Source organism: Photobacterium sp. (assembly GCF_057456235.1).
The window spans coordinates 562,708-586,407 of sequence record NZ_JBVCPH010000001.1; the positions used below are offsets into that span (position 1 = coordinate 562,708).

Here is a 23,700-nt window from a genome sequence, read left to right on the forward strand (position 1 = left end):
GCTTATGCCTATAATTTCACACCGAGCAGGTTAAGACGGATCCGCCATCCTTTAGACCATATTACGTTTTTCTAACATTCATCAACACAGTTATCCACAGTTTCCGTGGATAACCGACTAAAGCCCTTGCCATTTCTGGCCTCGAAAAAATCAAGTGTTTTTTGATGTAATATTTTGCAGTCTCCTAATGACGTGTAGCCCGCCGCGCGGTGTGACAAAGGGAACCGCTTAGATTGGCAATTGGGTATTTGTCAGTTTAAGCGGTTTCTCTGTTTAGAGTGTTTAACTATCCGGACCTTTAAACACTTCAGTGGCGGGGGTAAACACTACATTGAATGTGTGGGTGAAGGGGTGCATTGCTTCATTGCCCGCTCGGGTGGCGGTTAGGGTGATGGTTAATCGCTGGGTTTCTGCCGGTATTTGGGTTTGATCCAATAGCAATTCAGTCTCGGTCGTCTCGCCTTGATAGAGTACTGCGCTGGTATCAGCATCCATTACCGATATCTGTGTGGTTGTGCCGGGTTCGGGGGCTCCGTCTGTGTACCAATTGGTCAGGTGCTGTGGCTCGACGACCTGGCTGATGCGGTTACGGTGTGACCATGTAACATTAACCGGCATAGTGATGGTTTCAGGCCAGTAACCTCCATTCAGTTTTACGTTAGTCACGCAGAGCGGTTTGGCGGCGCGCCCGACCAGATCAGTTGTAACGATAGTCGCCTCTTCCTCGGGTAATGCCCCTCGGGCCGTCACGGTTAAACCGCGGACACTCACCTGCTCACCGGTCGTGAACTCTGCCTCTAACGAGTCACCGTCAAGTGCTGTTATCACCGTCATCGCGGGGTGTTCGGTCGGAATAGTATCCAGCACGCCACGTTCAACGTCTGCCACCCTATCGACAACACTTTTCACCACCACCAACTCATCATTCAACTGGCACACTGCAGGCAGATCAGCGGCAAGCAGATTGCTGTCTATCATTCTGAGCTGGGTTGCCATCGGAGAAATCACCTCGGCCAGCATAGAGCTGTTAGCAAAAGAAGCGCGATGGCTGTAAATCCAGCGGCCAAAGTGGTTGTAATACAGTTCCGCGCCTAATGTATCACTGCTTGGTTTGCGGGCCATCCAGCCGACAAAACAGCTATGTTCATTCAGTACTGCCAGCTCTGACGGATTAAGGGTGGTGGCCAACAACCAGTAAGGCGATTCAACCATCTGTTGAATGACAATCGGCGCAGGTTCATTAATAGGGTCTTGCCAGCCGCTTGGTGGTGGCGGAATATAATCGCCGGTTGCGGCAGCAAAGATATCTTCCATCACATCGAGTTTTACTTCCGGCTGCGCCATGCTGCCCCGGCGCTTTTTCTGTACCCGCATAATATGGTTTAACCCGGCGGGCGGATACACCACCCGCACCACATCGCCCGGCTGATAAACGGATGCCGTGGTATCACAGTAGAGTTCGGTGGTCATCAGGCGGGCCGACAGCATTTTTAGCTCACGCATCGCAACCCGGTAGGCCAGCTGGGCATCATGGATCATCGGGAAATCCACGCTCTCGCCTATGGTGCGCCCAACGGCATGCACCATGGCCGAGTTGATCACGGTGACGGCGGCTTTTTCAAACGTCTTCGGATCGGTATAGGTCAGCGTCAGGGTGTTAATAATATCGGCCTGACTTCGACGGCGGACATTCTTCGCGGTCTTGATTTCTTTCACCGTCAGGGTTGGCAGCGCCTCTGGCTGATAATTATCCCGCGCCAGGCGCATGGTGACCAGGCCGCTGGCCTCGTCGGTAAACACATAGCCATTGAGGTAACGGCAGATATCTTTAACAAACTGCTCTACCGGTTGCTGCTTTACCCAGAGGGCATTAAGGCCAAACCTTTCTTGATAAAGCACATCAGCACAAGCCTGAAATGCCGCATTGTCGATATTGGCATTACCGGTGCCCCACTCCGGGCACTCGATCAACTCATGGATAATGTGGGCACCATTGAGGCCATTATCAATGACTGCCTTCGTGTTGTACCAGATAGCGTGACCATCCCAACCGGTGGAAAGGCGTTCGACCTCAACGGCCACCGGCGCGGGATAGCTGGAATTGCCCATTTCTGGCTGACGAAACACCAGGGCAGTGAGGTGACGAAAAGCACTCACCACCTTCTGCCCGTTAACTACCTGGCCGCAATGGTGAGCCAGATAGTCATTGACGCGCTGGCCGGCACGGCCAAAACAGACATCAATATCACCCACAATACCGCCATACTGGTCACGATCGCCAAACAATGTCGGCTGATCAACATGAATACGCGTGTTGCTCGATACCTTGGCCTGCCAACCGACCTTCTCACCAAACCAGATCCGCTTAATGGCATCGACGGGTCCATGGCATAACACCAGGTGCTGGCCCCAGAACCAGCGGTGCCCAGCAACCTGTTTTTTCTTTCTGCCCATGGACTACTCCTTGCCCTGTCTAAATTTAACCACCACGGCTGTCACCACCGGATCATCCAGCGCCAGCAAGGCATCACAATCGGCCCCGTTTTTCAGAAATTCTGCCCAGCTCAACCCGTAAGCTTCAAATACCCCCCGAGCCCCTGAGCAGCAGTAACCTATCGGGGCCAAATCTTTGGGGAAAATACGGTTACTTTCTGATTTCTTCATTCCTTAAATCCCCCCACCAATAAACGTTGCCACTGCTGATTTTTACCCGGCCAAATACCACCCCAAGCGGTTTGCCCTCTTCGATCACCGGGGCTTTGGGCTCTTGCGCATCCGGCGCGGTATGGGTTTGATTCATGGCGCGGTAACTCATAAAAAGTGATACCGCGAGAATAACCAGTTGAACCCAAAACATTTGACTCTCCTTTTTTTACGGACGGTTTAGCGGTCGATGGGATCGCCGATATAGGGATTCTTGGTGGGCAAATTCACCGCGCCACCGAAGTTAATGGCGTTATTAAAACGCGAATGACACGTCGCCAAGGTGCGGTCGCAACCTCGGGTCACTTCGACTTGTTCCCCCGGCGTGAACGTTGCCGGATGCAGCAGCCGCAGTGTCTTACTGCTGGGTTGAGTATCAATATAGTGATGGTTATGGCCCTGTTTAAGGCGGCCATAATGATATTCCAGCGACAGTGATTCATTGAGGGTAACGAGATTGCCATTAACCGCCGCCACGGTGACGGTTCGGGGGCTTTCCGTATGGCCGCACTTTCGGCTGCCTAACGAATAACGACAATGCGGGGTCACCGTTTCGGTCAGGCCGGTGATCTGCAGTTCAGTGTGAACCGCCTCCAGCTCGACACTGACAAAGCCGTCATTCCAGACTCCTGCCATCAATCGCCCCGCGAATACGGTATAAAACGTCAGGCCATCTTCAGAGCGCAGAATGGTGATTTTCGGCGCGACATTAAGCGGCGGATTTAACGCGATATTGGCCAGGGTACTGCCTGCCGACACCTCAAACGAGGTATCGGCACGCAACGGATCGTCAGACTGTTCGATTGAGGCTCCCCGTTCGATAGCGTGAGACTGCCAGTTAAATCCCTTATACAAAACATCCGATTGAGATGATGTAAACCGCCAGACATCCGCTTGAATTTCAATTTGATATAATTCAATAGTCGCCACTGGGCACCTCAACCATTTTTATATTGGCTGATAACAAATGACGACTATTGGTGACTAATTTGACATCATCCTCGTCCGGTCGCATCAGGCGCATAATATGCCCGCCGTTTAAATCAGCTGGCTCAACCGCACGATGATCTGTACCGCCCAGCTTAATAATTTCATTGCCGTTACTGTCGTAACCCACGGGTTGTGCCAACACCATCTGCACGCCATCGTGCCAGTTCAGATACAGATGCCTGCCGCCGAACTCGACCAGGCCCACCCGCTCAATAACGATTTGCTGTCGGTTACAATGTGCCGCGATGCGAATTTCGCGATGATAACTGACCCACCAACAGGCGTTTAAACGCCCGTTAAACTGATAGATAAACTGCTTTAACCGCCAGGCTTGCTGTCGCCCTTTGGCAATGAATTCAACATTGGTTGCATGGCGGCCATAATCACGGTCGATATCCATAATGTGATGGCCACTGGCTGTGGTTTTTTCACGCCAGGCGAATGCCATATCATCACTGACACCGCCGGATTTACCGCGCTGAACAATAACGGGCTTGCCCAGGTATTCAGTGTCAAAATCAGTGTTATAGGGAGGCGATAAGGGCTCAATCAATAACGGCTGGCTATTCACCCAGCTAATTTGCTGCTCGGTTCTTGCGCCTCGGCGTACGGATTTCACCCCGTCAGGGGCTCGGGCTGTTATGGCGGGCAAGACAATCACGTTCTTGTGGCTATACATTAGCGGACGTTTCAGCAACAGATTATCGACATTCACTTTATCGATGAACGCGACTTCGTACTCTCGTTCATTTTTATACAGCACCGCCATGCCACCACCACGAAACGAGCGTGAGGACACATCGGTATCAATGACTACATCACCAGCCTTTACCGTCACCGGCGGGGTTGCATCCGCCCATATCGGGATGACATGCATGCTCGTACCCTGCGATTCATAACGGGCATGTTGTTCCGCCGCCGCTAACGTCGGCAGGTTGTAACGGTATTCAATATGCTGAAGCGGTTTATCGGCATTCGACAAACGCTGTTCGCTGGCGCGGGTTTCAAGCACCGCAGTAAACCACTGCCATTGTTCAGTGACCGGATAAATCGGCGGATACGGCCAGAGAGCGATCCGCGAACCGTACACATGCAGCGTTGTTGTAACGGCACCGTTATTAAATTGCCACTGGTACTGGGCGTCAATATTCATTTCAACATCGAGTGACACCGCTAACTCGTAATCCCAATGGCCACCATAGGATGCAAGCGTCTTATCTGGATGGGGACCTGTAAGCGCTAAGCCTGTATCGTTATTTTTAGCTAAGGCATTGAGCGTAAGTGGCTTGGTGTAACTGCTCCACATTTCAATGGCATGCTCACTGGCATTGAGAATGAAACCCAGTTCGATCGTTGAAGGTGAAAGGAAAAGATTATTTTTAAACAGCGAATCCCAGAATCCATCAACAACAAACCCTGTGCCGTCAACCATGGGCTTCATTGGCAGTGAACTGGATGTTGAGACTGTACCAAAAAGAATCGTCCCGCAATCTACCGCCGGTATATCAGGAGGAATAATGGGCGGCGGATCGTTATACCAAAAATACGATAAAACGGGATACGCGGTATTCATACCGCGATACCCTTTATCACCGATGATGCAGGCAAATCACCCGATTCAAGCTGAATCGCCACGCCGTATTTCAACCGTTGAAATTGCGTCAACTGAAAGACAATCCACGGCCTGGAGCGATATTCAATGACCTTGGGCATATCGGCAAGCACCCAGTCCTCAATCGTTGTGATCCTCAATGTATTCAGCGAGTATTCAGGGGCAAACCGCCCATTTGACTGTTTCGCGCATAGCAGCCAAGGCATAAACAATCGGGTATTACTCGGCTTAAATCGCATATAAGCGGACATGGATTCCGAGTTATTTTGATGATAACCATAAATAGTGTCGTTCATATTTCTGGCATCATAAATACATTTCAGGATCGTTCTGGACGATGAATTGCCTTCGCTGGCTAAACGCATTTCATATGTTTTATTGTTTGCCGCTGAATAAACAATGCTGCTTTTATCAAGGTAAGATTGTGTACAGAACCGCCATTTATTTCTATAGGTCGCACTTGATACCCCATCTCCGCCAATGAAATAGGCTTCATCACCCGCAGTAATACTACCTATCCCCGTAGCAACAGAGCCGATCGAATAAAATGGCTCATGATTCGATAAGTTGACTAAACAAATACCAAACAGTTCTTCATTACTGAAAATATGGATATATACGGGGAAATGTAACGCAGAGCCGGTGCTGTTTCGTGAGTGGTGTGTTGTTTCCAGCCCCCTCCTATTTTCTAAGCCGGGAAAGCCACTGCGCCATGCTGTCCCACCATTGATATTCATATTGTGGCCAGTTTGCGAGTGATGAAACGCTTCAATTGCAATCGCAACAGGCTTGCTCTTGTGGGCGACCACAAACTGGGTGGTACCATTATCATATTTCAACGCCCAATGGGATGATGGGTGCTTAGAGAAAAACTGTTTGATATTCCCGACAAGTTCCTCTCGATTTGCCATCACGGTGGTGTAATAAGCCATCAATCTAACTCCAAGCACATAAAGTCTGAATCACCCGTTCGGTAAATGTTCTGTACTACCAAATATGATCGTAAATTGTCCGTCGTGTTTATCACTTGTCCTGTCGATGTATTTGGCCCGCTCATCTGATAAGCCCCGATAAACGCCCCAAGGCACCGATGTATTTTTGAGCAGGGATAGATGGGCATCATCCAATGATCATCATTTAAATAGTTGGTTTGTAGATTCAATGACAGGCCGTAATAATAATTGGGCTGATAAGGCCAAGTGTATTCCACACTGAGCCATGACTTGTCCAGCCAATGAATATGGCGGGCGTCATTCCTTGCAAATTGAAACGTGGATACGCCATCACTTTGCGTATTCCATTTAAAGCTGGAGGCCGTTCCTTCACCAAAGCATCCATACTGATCCGGCCAATGCGCTATGGATGCAAACATATTGACCCGTCCCATATAAATCACATGGGTTGTGGTCGATATTTGAGCGACAACTTTTAAATGCCGATGGTCGGCATCTGTAATAAAGTAATACGTTAGAGGCTGATCCCATAAATACATATAGTGATACGGGTTTTTATCCGGCATCTGCTCAAACGTTAACGCCTCAAAATACGCAGGCGCGCAATAGAGCTTCCAGTTAAAGCGTGCATCGGTCGGTTCTTCATCGGTTTTAAATGCGGCAATGAACCGTTCTTTTGATACCGCATCAACCGATTCAAGAATCAACTCATCAAATGCCGTATCAACGGTTCTTGGCTGCCAACGCTTTACCGTCCAGCCATTCTGCTGAGCAAACACCTTAAGCTTTGCCAACAAATCCCGATAGCCATTCGCCGTCCCTGTTTCCCACGCCATACCCAATCCTTAATATTTAAAAACTCGCCTTATTTCGCTGTACGATTTTCACCACCGCCTGCTCGCCGGAGTCGCTGCGCAGATACGCTTTCAGCTGCTGCTGGTTATCGAGGAACGCCACATGCACCGGCGGGGCGGCGACATTGACATTCGGGCTTCCACCGTACTGCATTGCCTGTTGTTGCTGGCTCTGCATGGTTTTCATCTGCTGCATGGCTGTGACCATCCAGCGGAAGTTGTCGGCCTGGGCCGGGTTTAAGACCATTTCGTCTTTGCGCAGCATCCAGGTGCCTTCGTTCTGCGCCGGTACGCGGTTGATCCCGTCGTGGGCCTGACCTGCCAGCGCCTGCCCGGCAACAATCCCCACCGAGGCATAACCCATGGTGCGCACCGCCGTTGACAGCGCCATCCCAACCGGCGGCGGCCCGAAGCTTAACGCCTTGGTGGCCGCCTCTTCGGTAGCCATGATCATCGACGGAATGGCCGCCAGTTTCTGGGCCGCAAACAGCACCCGATAGAAACCGCCCTGCTCTTCACCGGCTTGCTTTAAAAAGTTGGTGGTTATGCTGAGCTGCTGCTGGGTAAACGTCAGGGTCGATTCGGCAACCTGCGCCTGATACGCCGCCCGCTCGTCGGTGGCCTGCTTATCAATATCGGTTAAGTTGGCTTCATGGTCAGCCCGCAGTATTTCCCGATTGGCGAAATACTCCCGTTCCAGCTCATCTTGTAGCTGCTGGTTCTCTTGGGCTTGCGCATAGGCAGATTGAAATGACTGGGAGAGCCGCGCCAGGCGATCATCAAAAGCATACTCTTCACGGATCTTGGCCTGATTTTCCATGTCGGCCTGCATCGCCAGCCGCATCAGCCATGCGCCGTTGATTTCGTCTGATTCGGCGTAGAACGCCTCGATATCGCGTTTGTTTTGAGGCACTTGCTGCTGCATTTGCACTAGACGGTCTTGCCCGGCCTCATTGAGCAAGGCTCCCGGCCTATCGGTGGCCTTCTGGGCGGCGGCGACCGCTGAAAACCCGGCGGCGACACCCAGCAGCTGATTGCGCAGCGAGAACATCTGCCCTTCCAGCGCATCAGACTGATGGTTCATGGTGCGCATCTGACGGCCCGTGGTGGCCGACTGGTTGCCAAGGGAGGCAACCGCATTGTCAGCGCCGCGAACCTGACCGATAAACTGTTTGTTTTCTGCGTCAAAGCGCAGGGTAAATTTCAGATCTTTACTCACGCAGGTTCAGTTCCTCGGCCATGACGCTGGCGATTGATTTGAGTTTTTGATAATCATCGGGGTTGATGGTTCGGCCAGACAGGTCGGCATCGGCTTTGACCTGGCAGACATCCATCCCCAAGCAACAGAAGCCATTCCAGCGCAGAAAGGCGGGAATAGTGAGCCACCATTCGAGTACCTCGGCATGCTCCTGCCACACCTCAATATCATCATTTACTTTGGGTTCGGGGTTTTGACTTACCCCCCAACTGGCGAGTTCCTGCTGCCAGTCCTGCTCATCTTTCGCAGTCGCGGGCTGGCGCTTAATGGCCGCCCGAACTGCGTCTAAGAGTTTTTTGTGCTGGCCTGCCCGCTCATCGCTTTCAGGTAGGCCGACAAGGCTCCGGCGGTAAAGTGCGGGTTCAGACACGCCGCGTTGAGGTTTTCAGGGGTAAATGCCAATGATTCACCGCTTTCATCGGCGATACCCGACCAGCCGGTGATCACCTCGGCAAACATTTGTGCATCGCCTTTACGGCTCAGCTCATTAAATGTCTTGCTATCGACCAGCTTAAAATCGATGGTCATGTCAAAGGTTTCCACCTTGCCGCCATCAACCGGCACACTGATACTGACGGGCCAGGCTTTTACTTTTCGGTCTGCTACGAGCTTGAACATGGAAATAGTCCTTAGAGTCGAGTTTTAAGGGGCGAGAGTCGAGTAACGAGAAGCTAGAAACTAGATCCTCGCTGACTGTCTATCGGGTAATAAACTGATCGGCATTAGCGATAATGCGCAGCGGGATGCTGTAGGTCTGGGTGCCTTCCTGCTCGCCATAGGTCGGGCGGCCAAGTTGTACCCGAGGGCTTTGCCAGACCACCTGATTACCGATTGCGCCATTGGTGAATACCAGCTCGTGCTCATCACCGGCCTGCGCCAGGGCAAACACATCCAGCTCTGCCAGTTGCGGCGCTTCAATCACCATGGTGGCGGTCGGCTGGTAGTCGGTGATCATCACCTCTTCATGGCCGACATATTCCTGATACGGCACCTGGTTGGCCTGATCATATTCAAGGGAAATGAGCTTGGCCGCTGTGCCATCAATGGTGAAGCTGGAATGCTGCACCCCGATCTTCAGCGGTGTCAGCCAGGTTGAAAAATCGGGCGCGGGATGGACCTGCGCCTCTGCCGGTACATGCAGGCCGGTGAACACAAACTTGATCCCGCCGAAAGCTTTGGCCGCCGCGTTAAACGACAGGCTGCCCCGCGTGCCGACGACTTTGTGCAAGGTGCCGGACTGGTAGTAATAGAGCGTCAGGCTGCCGGTGGCATCATCATCGATGCTGTAAACAGTCTGGCTGTTCACTGCATCTTCGGTCACCCGACGCAAACAGGCCGCCATCAGATCGCCCCACGGCGCAGCCTTGGCCGGATCGTTCGATGCCGCCAAATCCACCGTGAATTCAACCGAGACATACACCTCGGTCATGATCTCTGCTGACTGGCCCAAAGCACCGTCATCGTATTCCAGTGCCTGAGATTCACCGGCGAGCGGCGTAATAGAAAACTCACGCCCCAGCACATGCTTCATCACCGCACCATTGGCGATGTTTTCTGCCGACAGCGCATCGACGCCATAGGTTGTTTCGGGGGCAAAGCCGATAATTTTTTTCCGTTCTTTACGAGCCATACGCGTTTTGATCCTCGGTATATTCCGTTACAAATTGATCGAGCCATGTCGCCCGTCCGCTCTCTACCGCCAGCAACCGGCCACTACCCAGCCAGTACGGCTCAAACTCATCATCTCCCGACCAGCCAAACAGCCGTTTTTTCAGCTCATCGCGCAACGGCTTCCAGTTGAGCGGCTTACTGTTACTGCTGGCATCAACAATCACCACACCCACGGTCACCGTAACGGTTTGCAGGTAGGCTCCGCTGCCACGCACATCGGGCTGCGGAGCATCACCGACCTGAAACACATACAGCGACGGGGTTCTGACGGTTTTGCTGCGTTTCAAGTCCAGCTGCGTCAACGAATCAAGTTCATGGACGTCAATCCAGGGCGGCTTGGCGTCAACGGTTAATTTCAACCTCTCGACCGTTAGCTTGATCAAATCGGCCATCAGATGAACCCCTTCGCACGGTCGCGACCAAAGACACTGCCCGCACTGGTGATGGTGGCGGTGTTGTTGCTCTCGGGCCTGGCATTGTTACTGTCCACACCGAGCTGCAATACGCCGCGCCCCACTTTTTCCAGATAGCTGATGGCGTCTTTATAGCGTTTGGCGACCTGGTGCTCATCACCCAGAACATCATCATTGAGGTAGTAACGCGCCAAATCACACGCCGTACGCGCCAGCACCCGAGGAACAATGTGGAGCGGCAGACTGTATCTGCCCCCCAGATAGCCATCGATGGTGGCGCAGGCATCATCGATTGCCTGGTTCAGCACTGAATCTACAACGGCACCGGCACTGCCATCGCGATCGGTCAGCGCAATCAGCTCTTGCTCACCAAAGCGGCCCTTCATATCGTCTCGGGTGCAATACATAGGGGGCTCCTAATTTAAGTGGCGAGGGACGAGAACCGAGGAAAAGCATCTCCTGATTCGAGTCTCGTTACTCTCCTCGACTCTTGCTGCTCGACTTCGCTTTACTTTTTTTGTTTACACCGTCAGATATACGTCCTTGAACCAGTGCCCCTGGCGTATCGTCTGACGCACCTGCTTCGGCATACGACACTGCAAGGCGTGGATCTGCTTCAAGCATGGCCAGCTGCGAGCAGGTAACTGTACCCGCAGCCAGAATGTTCTCCCCGGCGCTGAACGCCATGCCTGCACGGCGGTAGCCATCGTGCGCCACGCTTTTAACAACCAGCTTTTTATCGATAATATTGCATTTTTCCATAACATGAAGATCTCCGTAGATAAGGGACAAGGAACGAGTGAAAAGTGGCGAGTGGCGAGTGGCGAGTGGCGAGTAGAGAGTAGAGAGAAGCTAGGCTCTCGTTACTCGATACTCGAAACTCGAAACTAGCCCCTCGACTCTCGAAACTCGCTACTGAGTCACTACGCCAACCAAGGCACCACGACTAACTCGACGGCCTTGTAGTTGGTGTTCGATTCGCCCTGGGCTTTGTTTTCGGCTTCCAGCACTTTCTTCGCCGCACTGCGATTGCTCGGGCCACACACCAGCACGTTAGCCATGATCCCCAGCGGACGGCCTTCATCGGATTTAAACGCCATCATGGCGCTGACTGCCGCATCAAAGTTGGTGTCATCCAAAGCGGCTTTTGACGCAAAGGCTTGCTGCCAGAACGCGACGCCCCAGTTGCCGCGACCATCGACGCCATAGACATACTCGTCTGCCATGAATACATGATCAGACTGACCCGCATCGGTTTTCGCATTGAGGCGATAGTCTTTACGCTTCTGGTAGATGAACGGCTTGAGCGGTCGGCGAGTATCAAGCAGGAACCATGGCACCCCCGCGCCCGCCTGCATGTTCGCCACCGACTCCTCTTTACCCGTTTCAGGGTTTACTACCGGATGGTCGGGATCAAAGAAGTACTGGCCGTCGTAACACTTGGTGGTAAAGCCCGCCGCCATTAAGGCAAACAGCATTTCATCAGGATGCGAGGCACTGGCGTAACCCATTTCCTGATACAGCGGCATAAACACACCATAGGCATCGTCGTCGATGGCTTCGGCAGGAATGGCGACGGTGCTTTCGTACTTTTTGTTCTTTAGGGTGTAATCATGGCTGGCCAGTTTCTTGACCTGGCGATCACCCACCCATTCACGCAATCGGGGAAACTGACCTAACCAGGTATAGGCTTCCGCCGACGTCGATGAAGGCACCATGGTCGCGAACTGCGGCCACAGTGCTTTATAGCTGCCGCTTCCGGTGTTAAAGGCGGTTTTAATCGCCGTATAAAGGGCGCTTAAATTCTTTTGATTAATGTCCATGTGTTAATTGCTCCAAACTATTTGGCTCTATCCGGTATGCCCCGGCCTACTTGATGCCAAGGCTGACCCACACGCCGTCATCATCGATTTGAGTGATCACCCCGGCTTTGGGCCGCGTATTGGTGGCGCTACTCATTGACAAGGTGCGCTCATCGACAAAGAAGGCATCAGCCCCCACATCGGCGTTAGCGATATCACCGCTGTTGAGAAACTTGTGCTCGCCAACCTCAACACCGATACGGGTTTCACCATCAAAACCCGCGGTGTTGTCTACACCGAGATTCGACACACCGGCACAGATATCCGTCGCGGCTGCACTGGCGAAACCGACGGCCAACCCTGCAGCCAACATCACCACCGCATTACCGGCGATGTACTGGCCGCCTTTGACCGGATAATCTCGGCGGGTGCCTGTTCGTTTTGCTTCTCCCATTAGCTGTTATCCTTTTTGGCTGCCAGGAACGCGGTCTTATCAAGGTCACACGCCTTGAGCACGGCCAGCTCTTCTGCTGTCAGATCGTCATCGTTCTTGGTTTGGTTTGTAGTCTGCCGGGCCGCCGTTTGTTGCGAAGAGAGGGCCGCAATGGCCGGGCGGTTTTCTAACATTGCGGTTAGCGCGGCCACACCTTGCTGCTTGCCAAACTGAGTCAGGTAGTCCACTTCTGCTTCAACAATCTGGCCTTTGTCTTTGGCCTTACTGATGGTGCTTTCAATGCTGCCGGTATCAGAGCCTGCTTTTAGCACCGCCATCTGCTGAACCAGGCCGTTATACGTTTCTACCGGCACGTGTTTCGTCAGGTCGATTTCGCTGCCTTGTTTGGCTTTCAGTGTCGCGATACTGGTTTCCAGCTCGCCACTTTTATCCGCTTTGACTTTGAGGGCATCGATCGCGGTTAACGCCGCCTCGCCCTGGGCGTCGGTTAGCTGCGTATCGTCAGCGAGTTCGATACCGAGCTTGCCGAGCAGCTTTTTCAGTAGATCATTCACATTACGATCCTCCGTTTGACCGTACAGGTTGAAGTCAGCCGCCAGCGCTGCCAGCGATTCCATACCTACTACACCGGGATCGTTGGTGATAGCAGCCATGCGCAGCAGTAGCGGGCGACCTTGTTTGTCATAGGGGAAAACAGCAGAAAGAAAGGCGTACTCTTTGGCGTCGATATGGCCTTTCGCCGTATCGGTCCAATCGGGGCGAATATATAAACCCTGCCCTTCTCGCCACTCAATATCGATATCACTATTCAGCCAGCCGGACGCAATTGCCTTCTGACCATTCTCAGCGGTATTGAGGGTTTGATGCTCGTAGTCGATTAGCACTTTGGGTGCAGTAGCTTTGGTGGCCGCAATCATCTGCGCGGCAATATCGGCATCGATGTGCCAATGGCCATCAGCGGTATCGTGTGGCCGACCGTCACGGGCTTTGAACTTGCCCGCAGGCAGCAGCTGGTGCCAGCCGTTATCTGACTGGTTTAAGTCAGCGGCCAGTACGGCAACCTTACCGGTATGGTTGGCAGATAAAACTGCCTGGGCGATTTGAGTGCGTTTTGATGTTTTCATAGCGCCATGATGGCGCTATTTGGCTAGGGGGCGTGGTGGAAGGGGTTCGGGAATGAGGGTTTATTTAGGCAGAAACGGCTTAGAGTGCTCACACTAAGCCGATGCAGGATAAAAACGAATTAGATAGATTATATCTAACTTAGGTCGCTTAGATTCATGAAACCATGTGAAATTATAAGGTCCGAGATCTAAGACCAGCCCCGATGACTTAGTTTGAGTTAGGTCTCAGTGTTGCTATAAAATACTACCAATAGTTCGTTATTATCCGTCCTTTATAATTTGCATTCTTACAAACGAATTTGATTAGAGATTCTAATTGGCTGCAATGTCTGATTCTGTTGCAGTATGCTGTTGTAAATTGACGAATCACCTTGAGAGCGAATTGTGAGAACTAAAGAATATTGAATAGGTGGAAGCTGTTCTGTAGCAGATGCTCCCTGCTCTCTAGCACGATATTTAACATCAAATATCGGCTCATTTAACGTAGTCCTTTTAAATCGTTTGTTTCTTGATAAACATGTTTCCCATTTATGAGCGTCGTCTCTAAGTTCATGTTCATTGGAATACAACTCACCACAACTGAAGAAGCTTGACGGTTTTGGATGATTCCCTTCAGTAGGATACTTTTCCTTATTAGCTCTAAAGGTAATTTCAAGCCCACTTCTCGTGTAGTGAAGTGGGTGTTCAGGATCGGTTAGTGTATTTATACAAAAAGTGGCATTTAAATGTACCCACGTGCAATCAATATTCTTAGGAAGAGGCACCGGGATCCTAACATGTTGAGAAGAATTTAAAGTACCTTGGAAAATGATAGTTGCTTCGTCCTCTAAACATTCAACAACTTCTTCGGGATTGAGAGGGAATCTTCCCCAGCCAACCTCTTTAATGTCGTTTTCTTGTTTATCTGTTTTATGAACCATCAGGGCTTTTATTGTTGTCGCGGTTAAATCGAAATCGGTTATAGCATCAATACCCGCAGCTACACGAAGAACTGAAGGTGCTGAGTAACTCGTTCCCATAGTCCCTATTATTTGATGTGTCAAAGGACTGTAAACCATAAATGGATTTTCGTTTGAACCTCCAAAGGCTACACCATCAGGTTTAACTACCCCCGGACTTCTACCAGGCCCAATGCAGCTGTATGAAGATCTTTTCCAGGTATCGTCAGTCGAATCACATGCGCCAACTGACAAGCTATTAACCATATCACTAGGTGGTTGAATTCTGGACAATTCACCCGGCAAATCACCGTCATTGCCAATCGCAACTGTTGCTAAACAATTACCGTCCTGTAAGTACTGATCCAGTACTGACGTCCATACATGCACGTCATCATCTTCAACGGACATACGTGGCCCTAAACTAAGATTGATGTACTTATATTTTTTTTGCTTCAATACATTTTCTATTCGAGTTAACACATCAAATAAATCGGGATCATCATCATCCGGTGATAAAACTCTGACTATATCCACATTCGTATACGGTGAGCTTAACTTTTCATTGATATAGGGCCCAAAAAGATATGTAGAACACACTTCACTTCCATGAGCCAATAAGCTTGGGTGTAGAGAAGTGACATCTTCAGGTATTATTTCATTGACCCACGGACCAAGCGCATGTGCATTTCCCATACCACCATCAAAAATGCAGACTTTAAAGTTGTTGTTTAAGCTCTGGTACATAGGAAGAACTATATCACTTGCTATAACGTTTCTTATTACATCCGGCTTATTAAACCGCAATTTCGGAACACTTCTTAACGCCCTTAAGTGTGAAAAATCAGCCAGTTTTTCTTCATGCCCTTTAGGTAAGTTAACAGGTACAAAAGTTAAACCACCGACTACTTTAACACGAGCTTCTTCAAGGTTTCCGTCAAGATAGTGAAGATATTTTTTAAAGTCATCTATTACAGATTTGTCATGCTCAGATGCATGAATTACAACTTCCAACCGTAGAGTGCTAGATTCTTGAGTTATTGCTTTTATTTTTTCTTTTCGCTCAACACTCAAAATACTTTCAAAAGTACGAATGGAATTGAGCGTTGTTCCATCAATATTACCGCTTTTAACATCAGACATCAGCTTATGATATTCAGCTTTAGTTCCTGAAACATAGATGCATGATGAAACAGCTTGCACTGGATGCTTTTTTGTAGCCCATTTTTCTGGTTTTACCATCACTGGTTTTGAACCAAGATCATTCATACCATACTTTTGGAATAGCCTTTTGGGGTAATATGTTTTTGCCAAATAAGCCGGATGTTGTATAAACTTAACAACAATTTCACCATTGGCACATTCAATTTCTGGTTTAGAATCAAGTTGTGATAATGTTTGGCCTAAACCTTGGACAAACCTCTTTCGTGATTCATATTCAGAATAGGGGTGATTCTTATCACCACCACCACTCTTTATCTCAACAGTGTCAGTTAGTGTTTCACCATAGCCAATGATGACGTTCTTCATAAATATTCCTTATTCTTATTAACTAATTTTAGCCGAATCAATAGCTTTTTTTACGGTCGGTCTACTAATACTAAGCTTTTCAGAAATAGTGCGCTGTGATTCTCCCGCCAAATGTAACTCTACAGCTATGCGTTTCTTCTCATTCATAGAGAGTTGGTCAATTGGCAGGTTATTTGTTTCTTTAACCAGAGTGCTTACTTCCATATTGGATAAAATACTTTCACGCTTTATCCTCTTTATTGAACGATCCATATCGCTGTATGAACTACCGTCAAATTGCGAGCTAAGAAACGTTTTATTTACGGCAAACTCAGGCCAGTACTCCTCAATGTATTTTTCTCTCATATCCAGAGTGGGCAGCTCAAAATTAATCTCAGAATCAAATCTTCTCCAGATTGCAGGATCTAGAAGTTCACCATGGTTTGTTGCTGCAATAAGAACAGAGGTAACGGGCCAGTCATCTATTGATTGAAGTAATACAGTAACAAGTCGTTTAAGCTCCCCTAGCTCCCTATCATCATCTCTACGTTTGGCAATAGCATCAAATTCATCAAGCAATAGTACGCAGGGATATGAAGATGCGTGATCTAAAACTGCTCTAATATTACTTCCTGTTTTACCCAAAAAACTACTCATTACCGTTGCTAAATCTAAAATAAGTAAAGGTAGTTCAAGTTTTGAAGCTAGCCAGCGAGCAGACATAGTCTTCCCAACGCCGGGAGGTCCCGAAAATATGATACTTTTAGTTGGTTGAAGACCTGCGTTTAAAAGTTGCTCACTTAAAAAACGTTCTCTGATTATTTGATTAAGGTGCAGGCTAGTTGTTTCATCATGGATGGGTTGTTGCTCAAATAATGCAGGCTGCTCAATTCTAACCAAATTTTGACGGCTATCTGAATCTACAGGCACTGGTTTTTTCAACTGTACACTTCGAGCAACAGTATTACTGAGTCGATTCGTCAGTTGTTCATAGAGTTTATGGTCTGTTGTTCTTATTTTGCTGGCTAACTTTCTCAAAGACATCTGTACAGCTTGAACGTCTCCAGACAACGCTGTATCAATGAAATTTAGCAAAATTTTGCTGTCCATTTTAATCCTGTTTTAAATTCTAAGAATTAATTAGTGGTAAACAATACGGTAAATTATGAACCATAACATAACCACTTTCCATAAAAGTTTACCGCGAAAGTTACATTTTCATTTAACACATTGAAATTAAATGATTTAATAGCATGAAAGTCTAACTTTGTATCAGATAGTGAGTTAGAGAGGAACAAGTCTTACGTTTGCCTCGCTCAATAGAATAGATACGGCAAATCCAGATAAACAATATGTGAATGAGTTTTGAATCTAAATGATTATGGGGGCATAAATGAGTTAGCTAAGCTGCAGCTAACTCATTCTTAATAGGATCTAGATAGCCTATCTTCTTAATTTATCAATCAGTTTCCCGTTTAAATCCTCCTGTAAACGTTTAACCATTTCCCATCCACACCGTTGCACCAGAAAGCCACTCAATCGCTTAGCGCGGGTTACAGGCGCTTTAGTCTGCAGTCAGGAAATCACCGAGGATCTGATAAATCTGCTGGGTATCTGCATCGGAAACACCCAACCAGGGACGAGCTGGAATGGCGGCATTTTGCGGGCGCATGTCGGATGAACCACCGAAGTGATGAATCGCGCCGTACTCAAAATTGGTGCCGAACTTGAAGGATTGGGGGGGATGCCTGGTAGTTCAGCTGTCGATAGGCGCATTCAGATTAGCAACCAGAACAAAACGTTACTTGTGAAGTTGGCCATTAACACTGCCTGGGCGTAACGATTGTCATGTCTGAACTAATTAGCTCACTTTGGATTAAAATATACCAGGTGTTTCACCAAAACGCTGACGAAATGCTTCAATATAAGCACTTACATTGTTGTAACCACTGAGCGCCGCAACTTCGTTAATCGTTAGTCCATCCTGAACCCACTGGAGCGATATAAGTTTTTTTCCTATTGGTGCCATTGGTTGATAGACAATGTTTTTTTATTATTGTAAGTGAAATCAAATACCTGATGCATTTTAATGCATGAGCTTTCATTGTCATCTATGTCTTTAAACTCATTAACCATTCACACATTTGCATTTATTTACACCCACTTGTGGGCTCTTTCGAAAATTGCACATTTAAAACTCCCCATTGCGCAGACAGTACTAAAGTTGATATGCAATTTGGCGCAAAAGGAGCCCGTTCATGTTAAGAAAGATGTATTTCGGATTAGTGTTGTTAGGTATAAGTAGTGGCGCTATGGCACATTCTTTATATCCCAACATCACCCCCCACGAAATCCCACTGGCAAAGTTAACAAGCAGCAAACTGCCAAGTGCTTTGATCAGTGATAACGATTTTGTCTACCAGCCCTACTTTCGACCGTTTGATTTCGATAGCTTTTTAGCGGATACCCAACCTTCATGGCAAACGCTTAAAGAACCACTTCAGCATTGGGCTGGAGCAACGGGTGTCGATCCTAGAGTGTTATTAACGACACTGGCGATTCTTCATCCAAAGCAAACACCGACAGTTAATGACATTAAAGCCGTGGCAAATCAACTGTCACAACATTTCTACTACTACGATTCACACACATCACTGACCCATCAAAATTACAACCCCGCAACTTTGGCCGTGGCACAGCAACTACCTACACTAGCTGCTTGGCATATTTGGCAACGTCAATATGAAATGTGGTTTGATCTGCTGATCCCAACGCCAGAAGTAAAATCAGCAATGCCTTTTCTTGCTGATTCTGGCCTCATGCAATGGCCATGGCGACAAGGCTACGCATGGGTGCCTAATGGCCCGCATTCGCACAGTGGTTCTGGGTTTCCTTTGTCATCTATAGATGTGTCTTATGATTGGCCAAAATGGGGAGCTCCAACTTATAGTGTTACAGCCGCACACGATGGTTATGTGACTGTGATGTCTCGTTGCCAAGTAAGAGTGATCAACCCTAATGGATGGGCAACTAACTACTATCATATGGACGGGATTCAGGTGGGTAATAACCAATGGGTAACGAGAGATACCAAGTTAGGTGTTTATGCGAATCAACGTTCAATAGCACTTTGTGAAGGCGGTTCATCCACAGGACCGCATTTGCATTTTTCTTTACTTTTCCAAGGCCGTTTTCAATCCTTGCAGGGTGTTCAGTTTGGCCCATACCAAGTCCACACTGGCCGTTACAGTTATGATAATGATTGTCGACATACTTGGTTATACGATACGCGTGAACAACGCAAAGTGTGCCTGTTTCAACGTGTTGACAACCCTGCTCGTTAGTACTGAGGTTTGTCTGATTTTCATAAGAGGATAAAGTTTAATCTTCACCCCACACACATACACGCAGTCTATATAAATTCATTTAACGGTGTTTATTGTTCTTTTAAATACTGTTTCAGAATTTGGTTGATCTGTTCAATATCATCATCGGAAACCCCGAGCCACGGGCGTGCGGGAATGGCGGCATTTTGCGGCGACATATCGGTATTGCCGCCGTAGTGATGGATTGCGCCGTATTCGAGCGGGGTGCCGAAGCTGAGCCCCTGATCGTCACCCCAATAGCTGAGGCTCTGGCGCAGGTGGTCATTCAATACCAAGATCAGATCGCTGGCGGCGGGCTTGCTGCGCTGGTAGTCAGGACTGAGCGGGAGCCATGACTGCCCTTCTGGCGACTGTTGCAGCTGCCAACGTTGTCGATGGACGGTTAACAGGTAGTCGCCGATTTGCTGATACAGCGGCTGGAGGCTTGCTGTTTTTTTAAGGATGGTATGCAGTTTGCGCCGGGGCGACTGCATGGCTGGCAAGGTAATGGCGAACGTTGAGTTGCTCATAGTTTATGGCTCTTGTTTGGTGGGGTGGATGCACCTTCACTGTCCGGGTTTTGGCCTGATTTGCGTTGCCCTAATATGGCCTCCCCTTCTTTTGCTATGGGGATGCTGGTTTTTTGATGAAGCCAACGTTGCGGGATACGCATTCCCATATTAACCAGGCCAGGTAAAGCCTTTGATAGCAGCTCAATGTCTTCGGCTTCGGTGAGATCAAACTCAAAACGGGGAATACGGTGGCGGGTGCGATAGCTTTTGCCATTTAAGGCATACAGAGGGAACACCAAATCGCGGGTTAAGGTGGCGGCGATACGCTTAAGGTCGAAATCGCGGATTTCTTCCCGCACTTCGTTATGGACGTTACCCAGTGCATTGGTGCTGGTTTTGCCATCGGCCTGACTGGTAAGGGTGCCGCCCAGAATGGCTTTTGACTGGGATTTTTCACACCAGTTGACCATCGCCATAAACGGATCGCTGGCCCCATCGGCGGCATCCTGAAAATCAAGATCCATTCCCTTGGGAATAATGCCGCCCGCGTTATGGCCAATCGACATGACTGCCCGGAGCAAGGTGGATTTCTCGCGCTCGGTTGCCCCTTCGGGGTATTTGCCGAGGCGAATTGGCAAACCGTAGATCTCTAAGAACTCGGCCAAGTCGCGAATACTGTAGTTTTTAAACAGGAACGGCCAGGCCAGTACCCGCACCAGACCACGGCGGCTTAGATAACCCGACTTCGCCTTGGCGGTGTGGGAGATCCAGCCGAACGGGTTCAGCTCGGCCCCTTCGTGGCTGCCATCACGCAGGCGCAGCTGGTTGCGGTTATCCGGATGAGTCTGAAACCAGGACGGATCACGGTGGTCGTAGCCGGTGACGCTGTGCATCCCTTCTATCATTTCCCATTTCAGTTCGAGATTGGAAAAGGTTTTGAGGGTGGCATCGGCCATGTCAAAAAAGGCATCTTCTAGCCAGGTCGCATCTTCCAGCAGCTCTTGCAGCATGTCGGCATCGCGCTGCTCTTCTGCTGTGGCATTGCGTGGCGGGCGAATGTTCCAGTCGATATTGAGCAGGGCCATTTTGCGCTTTGCCAGTTCTGACTGAATATGGGCGTCTTTCTCTTCCATGTCTTCGGCCAGCTCGCACTGGGCGATCAAGTCACCGTCTTCGGCACGTTTCATGATGCCTGCCAGTTTCGATGGCGTAAGCCCTGATGACGGATGCCCGGCAAAGTGGCGTTTAAGTTGGATCAGCTTAGAGTCAGATTCTGTTTGTTGCTCGTCCAGATCTTCCGTTTCAATGGGGCGGCCCCATAAATCTTCAATTATTGACGTCGCCATGTGGCAGTTCCTTCTTTAATAACAGTGCGATTAATAACAGCCCTGATCGAACGCATGCCCTGGTTCATGAAACAGATCGGCGTACAGATCATCGTCTTCGGTCAGTTCGCCCTTGGCAGGCAGTGGTGTGAATTCAATCGCGGCCCCGTCCATCCAACTGGCACGGACGGCCATAGCCAACCCCACCGCAAAATCACCGTGGCGCTGTTTGCCGTCTTGCCCTTTGCTTTTGCCTTTGTCGATTTTGGGAACGCCGTTGATCACCTGAATGTGGCTGAGGTCATCTTTGATATCTTCATGGCGGGGTAGGTCGATGTTGAGGTCTTCAAATTCGGCTTTGAGTTTCGGCATCCATTCGCGATACCAGGGATCGTTCAATGACACCTGATCGACCATATCGGTGCCGTATTTGAGCGCGGCCGATTCCGCCAGATAGCCGCCGTTACCGGTAGCATCGAAGGCCATGCCGCGTTTGCGGGGCAACCCTTCAAGTAAGTAATGCAATATTTGCCGCTGGCCGTCATAGGTCATGTTGCGCAGTTCGACCACGAACGGCACGTATTTGCTGAGGTTGGGGCGAATGCCCAAGGGGACGAAGATGGACAAGTCCCCTTTGCGGGCGAAGTCTTCCCCGAACGAGTGCGAGTGGCTGGCATCGAGCTTTTCCAGCTCCGGCTTTAAGACCCGTTTACACCAGTCGTCAACGTGTGCCTTGCGCTGGCCGTCACTCCATTCCATAAACCCTTTTGGGGCTTCAATGGTCAAAATGTCAGGACCGTGCTTCATCGCGGAATCAATCAGTACTGATGGGATATACTGGCCACTGGAGGCTTTGGGAACGCAGTAATACTCTTCCAGGGCATCGTCTTCGGTGGCGGTATCGTTGAGCAGGTTAGCTTTCCACTCGTCCTCTTTTTGTCGCGTCCATTCGATTTTCTGGATCTGGCAGATGCGCTGATACAGCCCCTCCCTGCAGGCATCATCAAGGGTGATGGTGTGAACGCTATAGCGTTTTTTGCCTGCCCGCGAATCGTTAATCAGCGAGTTAAACAGGTTATTAACGCCATTGTGGGTGCTGATTAAACGCACCTTTGCGCCCCACATGGTTAATGCCAGTGCCGCTTTGAGCACTTCGGCCAGGCGATCATGAAAGGCGGCTTCATCGATGATAACGGTGCCCTGCATGCCCCGCAGGTTAGACGGGTTGGAGCTGAGCGCCTGAACCTTAAAGCCGGAATCGAAGTACACCACAAAGGTGAGGATGTCTTTGTCTTCATCGGTGAGCACTTCTTCCTGCACTTCACTGGCGACTTTATTAAACGCCCTGGCCCACATGGCCACCGCATCAATGAATTCGCGCGCCATCTCTTTATTCGAGCCGACATAGAAGACGTTGCTACCGCCTTGACCTTTGGCGGTGCCTGCAGTTAGCGATGAATCCGCCGCCTCGGCAAAGGTCAAACCGGTACGGCGGGATTTCTCGGCAATCTTCAGTACCGACTTATCTTCCATCCAGCGTTTCTGGTAGCCCAGCAGCAGCTCATCAGGGTCAAAGGTAAATGTCGTATCGCATTTAGAGGGACGAGGTTCGAGGGTCTGTGCTTCTTTGACCATTAGACGATCCCCAATATTTCTTTCTTGATGCTGGAAACCGTTTCGGCGGTCATTCCGGCTTTCTTGGCGACGGTTTCCGCCACCTTGGCCGCTTCATCGGCAAACGCCTTGCGGATCTCTTTTTCCCGCTTATGGCTCGACATTGCGGCACTTTCGAGGCGCTGCGCCGCTAACATGGCATCTTTGATCATCCCGATATCGACCTCACCCTCTTTTTCATTTGCGTTCATCATGGCTTTAAACAGCTGGGTGCGGCCTATTTCAAGGATGAGTTTGGAGACTTCACCCGTTGGCTTATCACCCAGTTGCGACACCAACGCCTGCGAGACTTCACGGACTTCACGCAGATCTTTGCCGATGGCTTCCATGCGAGATGAATAACGATTCAAACCGCTGCGGCTCGGTTTCAAGTCTTCGGGTAAGCCTTGCTGTTCTATGTGTTCATTCACGGCCTGCAGCACTTCTTGCTGGCTGTTCTTGCCATCACGCAGCAAGCCGTCAAGCAGCTGTTTTACATCATCAGGCAACAAGTCGATTTTGCTGCGGCGGCCACGGGTGGCTTTATCGGTTTTATCCGTCATA

General features: G+C 49.6%; 26 protein-coding genes. 1 reads left to right on the plus strand and 25 read right to left on the minus strand.

Going from position 1 to position 23,700, the window contains the following annotated elements; translation table 11 throughout:
• Positions 1-282: 282 nt before the first annotated feature.
• The 21 genes from AC2204_RS02460 to AC2204_RS02560 all read right to left on the minus strand — a co-directional run bounded on the left by AC2204_RS02460 (position 283) and on the right by AC2204_RS02560 (position 18,310).
• Complete coding sequence (locus tag AC2204_RS02460; protein ID WP_318923843.1) at positions 283-2,454, minus strand: phage tail protein; 2,172 nt, start codon at positions 2,452-2,454, stop codon at positions 283-285.
• Between the two features lie 3 nt (positions 2,455-2,457).
• Complete coding sequence (locus AC2204_RS02465) at positions 2,458-2,664, minus strand: hypothetical protein (RefSeq protein ID WP_318923844.1); 207 nt, start codon at positions 2,662-2,664, stop codon at positions 2,458-2,460.
• A complete protein-coding gene (locus AC2204_RS02470; protein ID WP_318923846.1) occupies positions 2,645-2,857 on the minus strand; it encodes a hypothetical protein in 213 nt (70 codons plus the stop codon). Before AC2204_RS02470 ends, AC2204_RS02465 begins: the two co-directional genes overlap by 20 nt.
• Positions 2,858-2,883: 26 nt before the next feature.
• Complete coding sequence (locus tag AC2204_RS02475) at positions 2,884-3,633, minus strand: phage BR0599 family protein (RefSeq protein WP_318923847.1); 750 nt, start codon at positions 3,631-3,633, stop codon at positions 2,884-2,886.
• Positions 3,620-5,266, minus strand: coding sequence for a hypothetical protein (locus tag AC2204_RS02480; RefSeq protein WP_318923849.1), 1,647 nt, complete (start codon positions 5,264-5,266; stop codon positions 3,620-3,622). Before AC2204_RS02480 ends, AC2204_RS02475 begins: the two co-directional genes overlap by 14 nt.
• The gene (locus tag AC2204_RS02485) at positions 5,263-6,237 is read right to left on the minus strand and encodes a hypothetical protein (protein WP_318923851.1); all 975 of its coding nucleotides are present in this window, start codon (positions 6,235-6,237) and stop codon (positions 5,263-5,265) included. The genes AC2204_RS02480 and AC2204_RS02485 overlap by 4 nt, the downstream gene beginning before the upstream one ends.
• The gene (locus AC2204_RS02490; RefSeq protein ID WP_318923852.1) at positions 6,237-7,094 is read right to left on the minus strand and encodes a hypothetical protein; all 858 of its coding nucleotides are present in this window, start codon (positions 7,092-7,094) and stop codon (positions 6,237-6,239) included. The genes AC2204_RS02485 and AC2204_RS02490 overlap by 1 nt, the downstream gene beginning before the upstream one ends.
• 16 nt (positions 7,095-7,110) lie before the next feature.
• Positions 7,111-8,331 (minus strand): hypothetical protein, encoded by a 1,221-nt coding sequence (locus AC2204_RS02495; RefSeq protein ID WP_318923854.1) that lies wholly within the window; start codon positions 8,329-8,331, stop codon positions 7,111-7,113.
• On the minus strand, positions 8,324-8,740 hold the full coding sequence (locus AC2204_RS02500; protein ID WP_318923855.1) for a hypothetical protein: 417 nt from the start codon (positions 8,738-8,740) through the stop codon (positions 8,324-8,326). The genes AC2204_RS02495 and AC2204_RS02500 overlap by 8 nt, the downstream gene beginning before the upstream one ends.
• Positions 8,656-8,988, minus strand: a complete 333-nt coding sequence (locus AC2204_RS02505; protein WP_318923857.1) for a hypothetical protein — start codon at positions 8,986-8,988, stop codon at positions 8,656-8,658. Before AC2204_RS02505 ends, AC2204_RS02500 begins: the two co-directional genes overlap by 85 nt.
• Before the next feature lie 79 nt (positions 8,989-9,067).
• On the minus strand, positions 9,068-10,000 hold the full coding sequence (locus tag AC2204_RS02510) for a phage tail tube protein (protein ID WP_318923859.1): 933 nt from the start codon (positions 9,998-10,000) through the stop codon (positions 9,068-9,070).
• Complete coding sequence (locus AC2204_RS02515; RefSeq protein ID WP_318923860.1) at positions 9,990-10,433, minus strand: phage tail terminator protein; 444 nt, start codon at positions 10,431-10,433, stop codon at positions 9,990-9,992. The genes AC2204_RS02510 and AC2204_RS02515 overlap by 11 nt, the downstream gene beginning before the upstream one ends.
• Positions 10,433-10,861 (minus strand): gp436 family protein, encoded by a 429-nt coding sequence (locus AC2204_RS02520; RefSeq protein WP_318923862.1) that lies wholly within the window; start codon positions 10,859-10,861, stop codon positions 10,433-10,435. Before AC2204_RS02520 ends, AC2204_RS02515 begins: the two co-directional genes overlap by 1 nt.
• Before the next feature lie 67 nt (positions 10,862-10,928).
• Positions 10,929-11,216, minus strand: coding sequence for an HI1506-related protein (locus AC2204_RS02525; protein WP_318923863.1), 288 nt, complete (start codon positions 11,214-11,216; stop codon positions 10,929-10,931).
• A gap of 161 nt (positions 11,217-11,377) precedes the next feature.
• Entirely contained in the window at positions 11,378-12,277 is a 900-nt protein-coding gene (locus AC2204_RS02530) for a Mu-like prophage major head subunit gpT family protein (RefSeq protein ID WP_318923864.1), read from the minus strand.
• Between the two features lie 46 nt (positions 12,278-12,323).
• Complete coding sequence (locus tag AC2204_RS02535) at positions 12,324-12,710, minus strand: hypothetical protein (RefSeq protein ID WP_318923866.1); 387 nt, start codon at positions 12,708-12,710, stop codon at positions 12,324-12,326.
• On the minus strand, positions 12,710-13,834 hold the full coding sequence (locus AC2204_RS02540) for a phage protease (protein ID WP_318923867.1): 1,125 nt from the start codon (positions 13,832-13,834) through the stop codon (positions 12,710-12,712). Before AC2204_RS02540 ends, AC2204_RS02535 begins: the two co-directional genes overlap by 1 nt.
• 287 nt (positions 13,835-14,121) lie before the next feature.
• Positions 14,122-16,302, minus strand: coding sequence for a S8 family peptidase (locus tag AC2204_RS02545; RefSeq protein WP_318923868.1), 2,181 nt, complete (start codon positions 16,300-16,302; stop codon positions 14,122-14,124).
• A gap of 18 nt (positions 16,303-16,320) precedes the next feature.
• Positions 16,321-17,391 carry an AAA family ATPase gene (locus AC2204_RS02550; protein ID WP_318923870.1) on the minus strand — a complete coding sequence of 357 codons (1,071 nt, stop codon included), beginning with the start codon at positions 17,389-17,391 and terminating at the stop codon, positions 16,321-16,323.
• A gap of 454 nt (positions 17,392-17,845) precedes the next feature.
• Positions 17,846-17,980 (minus strand): phage virion morphogenesis family protein, encoded by a 135-nt coding sequence (locus AC2204_RS02555; protein WP_413466657.1) that lies wholly within the window; start codon positions 17,978-17,980, stop codon positions 17,846-17,848.
• Positions 17,981-18,157: 177 nt separating this feature from the next.
• Complete coding sequence (locus AC2204_RS02560) at positions 18,158-18,310, minus strand: helix-turn-helix domain-containing protein (RefSeq protein WP_413466653.1); 153 nt, start codon at positions 18,308-18,310, stop codon at positions 18,158-18,160.
• Positions 18,311-18,539: 229 nt separating this feature from the next.
• Here AC2204_RS02560 and AC2204_RS02565 point away from each other — a divergent pair, with 229 nt between their 5' ends.
• A complete protein-coding gene (locus AC2204_RS02565) occupies positions 18,540-19,625 on the plus strand; it encodes a M23 family metallopeptidase (protein WP_318923871.1) in 1,086 nt (361 codons plus the stop codon).
• Positions 19,626-19,717: 92 nt separating this feature from the next.
• Here AC2204_RS02565 and AC2204_RS02570 read toward each other — a convergent pair whose 3' ends face one another.
• The 4 genes from AC2204_RS02570 to AC2204_RS02585 are packed head-to-tail and all read right to left on the minus strand — an operon-like array spanning position 19,718 to position 23,699.
• Positions 19,718-20,176 carry a phage virion morphogenesis protein gene (locus tag AC2204_RS02570; RefSeq protein WP_318923872.1) on the minus strand — a complete coding sequence of 153 codons (459 nt, stop codon included), beginning with the start codon at positions 20,174-20,176 and terminating at the stop codon, positions 19,718-19,720.
• Positions 20,173-21,504 carry a DUF935 domain-containing protein gene (locus AC2204_RS02575; protein WP_318923874.1) on the minus strand — a complete coding sequence of 444 codons (1,332 nt, stop codon included), beginning with the start codon at positions 21,502-21,504 and terminating at the stop codon, positions 20,173-20,175. Before AC2204_RS02575 ends, AC2204_RS02570 begins: the two co-directional genes overlap by 4 nt.
• Before the next feature lie 30 nt (positions 21,505-21,534).
• Complete coding sequence (locus tag AC2204_RS02580) at positions 21,535-23,118, minus strand: terminase large subunit domain-containing protein (RefSeq protein ID WP_318923875.1); 1,584 nt, start codon at positions 23,116-23,118, stop codon at positions 21,535-21,537.
• Positions 23,118-23,699, minus strand: a complete 582-nt coding sequence (locus AC2204_RS02585; RefSeq protein ID WP_318923876.1) for a DUF3486 family protein — start codon at positions 23,697-23,699, stop codon at positions 23,118-23,120. Before AC2204_RS02585 ends, AC2204_RS02580 begins: the two co-directional genes overlap by 1 nt.
• Position 23,700 lies beyond the last annotated feature (1 nt).

Excerpts from the sequence above, each read along its gene's own strand:
- AC2204_RS02460 (WP_318923843.1), bottom strand. The coding sequence starts at position 2,454 with ATGGGCAGAAAGAAAAAACAGGTTGCTGGGCACCGCTGGTTCTGGGGC.
- AC2204_RS02465 (WP_318923844.1), bottom strand. The coding sequence starts at position 2,664 with ATGAAGAAATCAGAAAGTAACCGTATTTTCCCCAAAGATTTGGCCCCG.
- AC2204_RS02470 (WP_318923846.1), bottom strand. The coding sequence starts at position 2,857 with ATGTTTTGGGTTCAACTGGTTATTCTCGCGGTATCACTTTTTATGAGT.
- AC2204_RS02480 (WP_318923849.1), bottom strand. The coding sequence starts at position 5,266 with ATGAATACCGCGTATCCCGTTTTATCGTATTTTTGGTATAACGATCCG.
- AC2204_RS02485 (WP_318923851.1), bottom strand. The coding sequence starts at position 6,237 with ATGGCTTATTACACCACCGTGATGGCAAATCGAGAGGAACTTGTCGGG.
- AC2204_RS02490 (WP_318923852.1), bottom strand. The coding sequence starts at position 7,094 with ATGGCGTGGGAAACAGGGACGGCGAATGGCTATCGGGATTTGTTGGCA.
- AC2204_RS02505 (WP_318923857.1), bottom strand. The coding sequence starts at position 8,988 with ATGTTCAAGCTCGTAGCAGACCGAAAAGTAAAAGCCTGGCCCGTCAGT.
- AC2204_RS02510 (WP_318923859.1), bottom strand. The coding sequence starts at position 10,000 with ATGGCTCGTAAAGAACGGAAAAAAATTATCGGCTTTGCCCCCGAAACA.
- AC2204_RS02515 (WP_318923860.1), bottom strand. The coding sequence starts at position 10,433 with ATGGCCGATTTGATCAAGCTAACGGTCGAGAGGTTGAAATTAACCGTT.
- AC2204_RS02520 (WP_318923862.1), bottom strand. The coding sequence starts at position 10,861 with ATGTATTGCACCCGAGACGATATGAAGGGCCGCTTTGGTGAGCAAGAG.
- AC2204_RS02525 (WP_318923863.1), bottom strand. The coding sequence starts at position 11,216 with ATGGAAAAATGCAATATTATCGATAAAAAGCTGGTTGTTAAAAGCGTG.
- AC2204_RS02530 (WP_318923864.1), bottom strand. The coding sequence starts at position 12,277 with ATGGACATTAATCAAAAGAATTTAAGCGCCCTTTATACGGCGATTAAA.
- AC2204_RS02535 (WP_318923866.1), bottom strand. The coding sequence starts at position 12,710 with ATGGGAGAAGCAAAACGAACAGGCACCCGCCGAGATTATCCGGTCAAA.
- AC2204_RS02540 (WP_318923867.1), bottom strand. The coding sequence starts at position 13,834 with ATGAAAACATCAAAACGCACTCAAATCGCCCAGGCAGTTTTATCTGCC.
- AC2204_RS02545 (WP_318923868.1), bottom strand. The coding sequence starts at position 16,302 with ATGAAGAACGTCATCATTGGCTATGGTGAAACACTAACTGACACTGTT.
- AC2204_RS02550 (WP_318923870.1), bottom strand. The coding sequence starts at position 17,391 with ATGGACAGCAAAATTTTGCTAAATTTCATTGATACAGCGTTGTCTGGA.
- AC2204_RS02560 (WP_413466653.1), bottom strand. The coding sequence starts at position 18,310 with ATGGCACCAATAGGAAAAAAACTTATATCGCTCCAGTGGGTTCAGGAT.
- AC2204_RS02565 (WP_318923871.1), top strand. The coding sequence starts at position 18,540 with ATGTTAAGAAAGATGTATTTCGGATTAGTGTTGTTAGGTATAAGTAGT.
- AC2204_RS02570 (WP_318923872.1), bottom strand. The coding sequence starts at position 20,176 with ATGAGCAACTCAACGTTCGCCATTACCTTGCCAGCCATGCAGTCGCCC.
- AC2204_RS02575 (WP_318923874.1), bottom strand. The coding sequence starts at position 21,504 with ATGGCGACGTCAATAATTGAAGATTTATGGGGCCGCCCCATTGAAACG.
- AC2204_RS02580 (WP_318923875.1), bottom strand. The coding sequence starts at position 23,118 with ATGGTCAAAGAAGCACAGACCCTCGAACCTCGTCCCTCTAAATGCGAT.
- AC2204_RS02585 (WP_318923876.1), bottom strand. The coding sequence starts at position 23,699 with ATGACGGATAAAACCGATAAAGCCACCCGTGGCCGCCGCAGCAAAATC.